Origin of the sequence: Flavobacterium sp. (genome assembly GCF_044361015.1) — a bacterium.
Classification (GTDB): Bacteria; Bacteroidota; Bacteroidia; order Flavobacteriales; family Flavobacteriaceae; genus Flavobacterium.
Genome location: NZ_JBIKJL010000093.1, coordinates 1 through 5,162 on the forward strand (window position 1 = coordinate 1; position 5,162 = coordinate 5,162).

The following is a 5,162-nucleotide window of genomic DNA, read 5'->3' on the forward strand; positions in this document are numbered from 1 at the left end:
TCATGGCGCCAATAGATTGGGGGCGTCTGCGTTAATGCAAGGTTTAGCCGATGGTTATTTCGTATTGCCTTATACCGTTTCTAATTATTTAGCAGACGAAATCAGAACAGGAAAAATTTCAACTGATACACCTGAATTTGCCGAAGCAGAATCAAATGTAAAATCTCAAATTGATAAATTCCTAACCAATAACGGAACTAAAACGGTTGACCATTTCCATAAACGACTTGGTTTAATTATGTGGAATAAAGTAGGAATGGGAAGAAATGAAAAGGGCTTGAAAGAAGCTATTGTAGAAATAGCAGCATTAAAAGAAGAATTCTATAAAGACGTATACGTTCCAGGAAGTTCAGATGAATTGAATCCAGAACTTGAAAAAGCACTTCGTGTTGCCGACTTTATCGATTTAGGTCACTTAATGGCAAAGGATGCTTTGCAACGTAACGAATCGTGTGGCGGACACTTCCGTGAAGAATATCAAGATTCTGAAGGAGAAACACTTCGCGATGATGAGAATTTTTCTTTTGTTAGTACATGGGAATATATGGGCTATGATATCCAACAAGAAGTGCTACACAAAGAGGAATTGAAATACGAGTTTATTAAAATAGCAGCTAGAAACTATAAATAATTAGATTATGTCTTCAGCAAAAAACATCAACATAACCCTTAAAATTTGGCGTCAAAAAAATGCTAAAGCTAAAGGAAACATAGAAACTTATAAATTAGATAATGTTTCTACTGCGAGTTCATTTTTGGAAATGTTAGACCAGTTAAATGAACAATTAATCAATGATAAAATATCCCCAGTTGCTTTCGACCATGATTGTCGAGAAGGAATTTGTGGCATGTGTTCTCTTTACATAAACGGAAGAGCACATGGCCCAGAAACAGGAACAACCACTTGTCAATTGCACATGCGTAAATTTAATGATGGAGATACTATTTACATTGAACCTTGGAGAAGTAAAGCTTTTCCAGTGGTAAAAGATTTAGTAGTAGATCGTTCCGCTTTTGATAGAATTCAGCAAGCTGGCGGTTTTGTTTCTGTAAATACTTCAGGAAGAACCATCGATGCTAATGCTACTCCAATACCAAAAGATGATGCTGATAAAGCTTTTATGGCTGCTGCGTGTATCGGTTGTGGTGCGTGTGTTGCCAGTTGTAAAAATGGTTCTGCTATGTTGTTTGTTGGCGCAAAAGTGTCGCAATACGCCTTATTACCACAAGGAAAAGTAGAAGCTACTGAACGTGTATTAAACATGGTACGTCAAATGGACGAAGAAGGATTTGGTAATTGTACTAATACCGGTGCTTGTGAAGTAGAATGTCCAAAAGGAATTTCGTTAGAAAATATCGCTCGAATGAATAGAGAATATTTATCGGCTAGTTTAAAATAAAATACAAACCTCATAGGTTTTCAAAACCTATGAGGTTTAATAATAGAATGCATTCATTGATTTGGATGCGTTTTTGTTTTATAAACTATCTTTACTTATCAAAAAATAAGTTAAAAAAATGAAAACAAATATCTTATTCATCATTATAAGTGTTCTAACTATCGCTACAATCAATGCTCAAACCACTAAAGTAATGAGCTACAATATTCGTTTTGATAATCCCAATGATGGTGAAAATTCTTGGGTAAACCGAAAGGAATTGCTCTGTTCGCAATTGGCTTTTTATGAACCTGATGTTTTCGGAATTCAAGAAGCATTGCCAAATCAAGTTCAAGATATTTCGAATGCATTACCAAAATATACTTTTGTTGGCATTGCTAGAGATGGCATTGGTAAAGGCGAATCTTCGAATATTTTTTTTAAGAAAGACAAATTCAAACTATTAGAACAAAATACCTTTTGGTTGTCAGAAACACCAGAAATTATTTCAAAAGGTTGGGATGCAGCACTCAATAGAATTTGTACTTATGCATTATTAAAAGAAAATAAAACCAAACAAATTTTTTGGATATTCAATACCCATTTAGATCATCAAGGGGAAATTGCCCGAACGAAAGGAATTGAATTAATTCTCTACAAAATAAAAACGCTCAACACACAAAATTATCCGGTAATTTTTATGGGCGATTTCAATTCGGAACCTACCGAAGAACGCATTATCAATTTAAAAACCAAAATGATAGATAGTCAAGAGATTTCTGAAGAGAAACCTTTTGGCCCATCGGGAACTTTTAACGCATTCAAACACAACGAACCAGTTTTAAAAAAAATTGATTACATCTTTTTGTCTAAAGAAAGTAATTTTAAAGTTTATAAATACGCTGTTTTGAGCGATTCAAAAGATTTAAAATATCCATCCGATCATTTACCTGTTTATGTTGAAATCCGTTTTAATTAAATGCATTTTATATCTTTGAAATAAACAAAACGACTCAATGAAAAAGTTCCTTTCATTTCTATTTCTTTTCTTTTCTTTTATGGCTTTAAGCCAAAACTTCCATCAATACGTCAATCCATTTATCGGAACCGGCGGAACCGGACATACATTTCCCGGAGCGACCGTGCCTTACGGAATGGTGCAACTTTCCCCAGACACGCGAATCGACGGTAGTTGGGAAGGCTGTTCGGGCTATCATTATTCGGATAATGTGATTTACGGATTTTCACACACGCACCTCAACGGAACGGGTGTTTCCGATTATGGCGATATTATGTTGATGCCAACTATGGGTGAACCATCTTTTGACAATAAAATATATGCTTCAACATTTTCGCATGCCAATGAAAAAGCAACTGCCGGATTTTATTCCGTCAAGTTAGACAAACACAATATTGATGTAAATTTGACCACTTCAACTCGAGTAGGTTTTCACGAATATACTTTTAATCAAAATGGATTGGCAAATATTATTTTAGATTTAAATCATAGAGATAAATTGCTAGAAGGCCAAATTCGTGTAATTGATACTAAAACTATTGAAGTGTTGCGAAGAAGCGAAGCTTGGGCCAGAAATCAATATGTGTATGCCCGAATTGAGTTTAATGTTCCAATGAAAGTCTCAAAAATGAACAAGTCAAATTCAGAAACAATTGAAATTACCGGAATAAGTTTCTCAAAACAAGTCAAAAAAAGAGAAAAAATATTGGTTAAAGTTTCACTTTCACCTACAAGTTATGACGGAGCAAAATTAAACAGTTCCGAAATCAAACACTGGAACTTTGAAAAAGTCAAAAAAGAAGCCGAACAACTTTGGAACAAACAATTATCAAAAATTGAAGTAACAGAGTCTGATAAAGATAAGTTAGCTATTTTCTACACGGCTTTATACCACACCATGGTGCAGCCCAATATTGCGCAAGACATCGACGGAAAATACCGCGGAAGAGACAATAAAATTCACCAAGCTGAAGGTTTTGATTATTATTCTGTTTTCTCGCTATGGGATACGTTTCGCGCTGCACATCCTTTGTATACGTTAATTGAAAAGAAACGCACTGCCGATTTTATCAATACCTTTCTAAAACAATACGAACAAGGTGGTCGATTACCCGTTTGGGAATTGGCGTCCAACGAAACCGATTGTATGATTGGCTACCATTCTGTGTCTGTTATGGCTGATGCTATGGCAAAAGGAATCACTGGTTTTGATTATGAAAAAGCATTTGAAGCAGCAAAGCATAGTGCGATGTTAGATCATTTGGGTTTGGATGCTTACAAGAAAAACGGATTTATATCCATGGATGACGAACACGAGAGCGTTTCCAAAACCTTAGAATATGCTTACGATGATTGGTGTATTGCGCAAATGGCGCAAATTTTAAATAAAAAAGAAGAGTACGACTATTTCATGCAACGTTCTCAAAGTTGGAAAAATGTCTTCGATTGGAAAACCGGTTTCATGCGACCCAAGAAAAATGGCGGTTGGGATAAACCATTTGACCCAAGAGAAATCAACAATAATTTTACCGAAGGGAATTCGTGGCAATATTCCTTTTTTGTGCCACAAGATATCTCGGGAATGATCGCAGCGTATGGCGGAAACGAAAAATTTGAAGCCAAATTGGACGAAATGTTCAACTCCGAAAGCAAAACGACAGGAAGAGAACAAGTCGATGTAACCGGATTAATTGGTCAATACGCTCACGGAAACGAACCCAGTCATCACATGGCGTATTTGTACAACTACATTGGAAAACCTGAAAAAACCACCGAAAAAGTACATTATATTTTAAATAATTTCTACAAAAATTCACCCGACGGATTAATAGGCAACGAAGACTGCGGCCAAATGAGTGCCTGGTATGTGTTGAGTTCGATGGGGATTTATAATGTGACTCCTGGACAGCCTTTTTGGACGACAATTGAACCGTATTTTGATAAAATAAAAGTGAATTTTGAGGACGAAACTTCCGCTTCGATTGATAAATCAACCAATGACCGCATGTTTGGTTTGAATTTAAAAGAAATGCCTAATAAAGATTATTATGTTAGCAATCTCTCAGTTGTTCCTGTTATTGAAGCAGAAAGTAAATCATTTAAGGATAAAATGATTGTAGAAATTAATAAAAATAAATATTCCTCTGAAAGATTACATAATCCAGAAATTTTCTTCAGAATAATTTACAATGATTCCATTAAACCAAATTTTAATAGTTACAAAAACCCGATTGAAATAAACAAAACTGCAAAAATTGAAGCTTATATGGTTGATTTATTTGAAGCTAGAGAGAACAAAAGCAACATCGTTTCTGCCACTTTTTACAAAAAACCAAACAATTTCACCATCGATATTAAGTCAAAATACAATCCGCAATACCATGCTGGTGGTCCGGAAGGTTTAATTGACGGGATTTTTGGCACCGAAAACTGGCGTAAAGGCGATTGGCAGGGCTATCAATCGCAAGATTTTGAAGCAGTAATCGATATGCAAGCTACCCATAAAATCAGTCAAATTACCGCCAATTTTCTACAAGACACCCGATCGTGGATTTTGATGCCAACAAAAGTCGAGTATTATGTTTCGGAAGACAATGTAAATTTTACGCTTTTCGACACGCAAAATAACACCATCGACCCGAAAGAATACACTTCTACCATCAAAGGATTTGAAAGCAACAGCAAGCCGGTAAAAGCTCGTTATGTAAAAGTAAAAGCAACCAATTTTGGAAAATTACCAGACTGGCATCAAGGTTTTCCGTTTA

3 protein-coding genes and 1 pseudogene are annotated in these 5,162 nt (G+C 35.5%); all 4 read left to right on the forward strand.

Going from position 1 to position 5,162, the window contains the following annotated elements:
- Positions 1–631 (forward strand): annotated as a pseudogene (locus tag ACIQ2Z_RS12505) (fumarate reductase/succinate dehydrogenase flavoprotein subunit); the annotation flags it as partial.
- Positions 632–638: 7 nt separating this feature from the next.
- Entirely contained in the window at positions 639–1,400 is a 762-nt protein-coding gene (locus ACIQ2Z_RS12510; protein ID WP_396184499.1) for a succinate dehydrogenase/fumarate reductase iron-sulfur subunit, read from the forward strand.
- Between the two features lie 118 nt (positions 1,401–1,518).
- Positions 1,519–2,358, forward strand: a complete 840-nt coding sequence (locus ACIQ2Z_RS12515) for an endonuclease/exonuclease/phosphatase family protein (protein ID WP_396184500.1) — start codon at positions 1,519–1,521, stop codon at positions 2,356–2,358.
- A gap of 37 nt (positions 2,359–2,395) precedes the next feature.
- Positions 2,396–5,162: GH92 family glycosyl hydrolase (locus tag ACIQ2Z_RS12520; protein ID WP_396184501.1), on the forward strand; the 2,767-nt coding region annotated here is incomplete at its 3' end.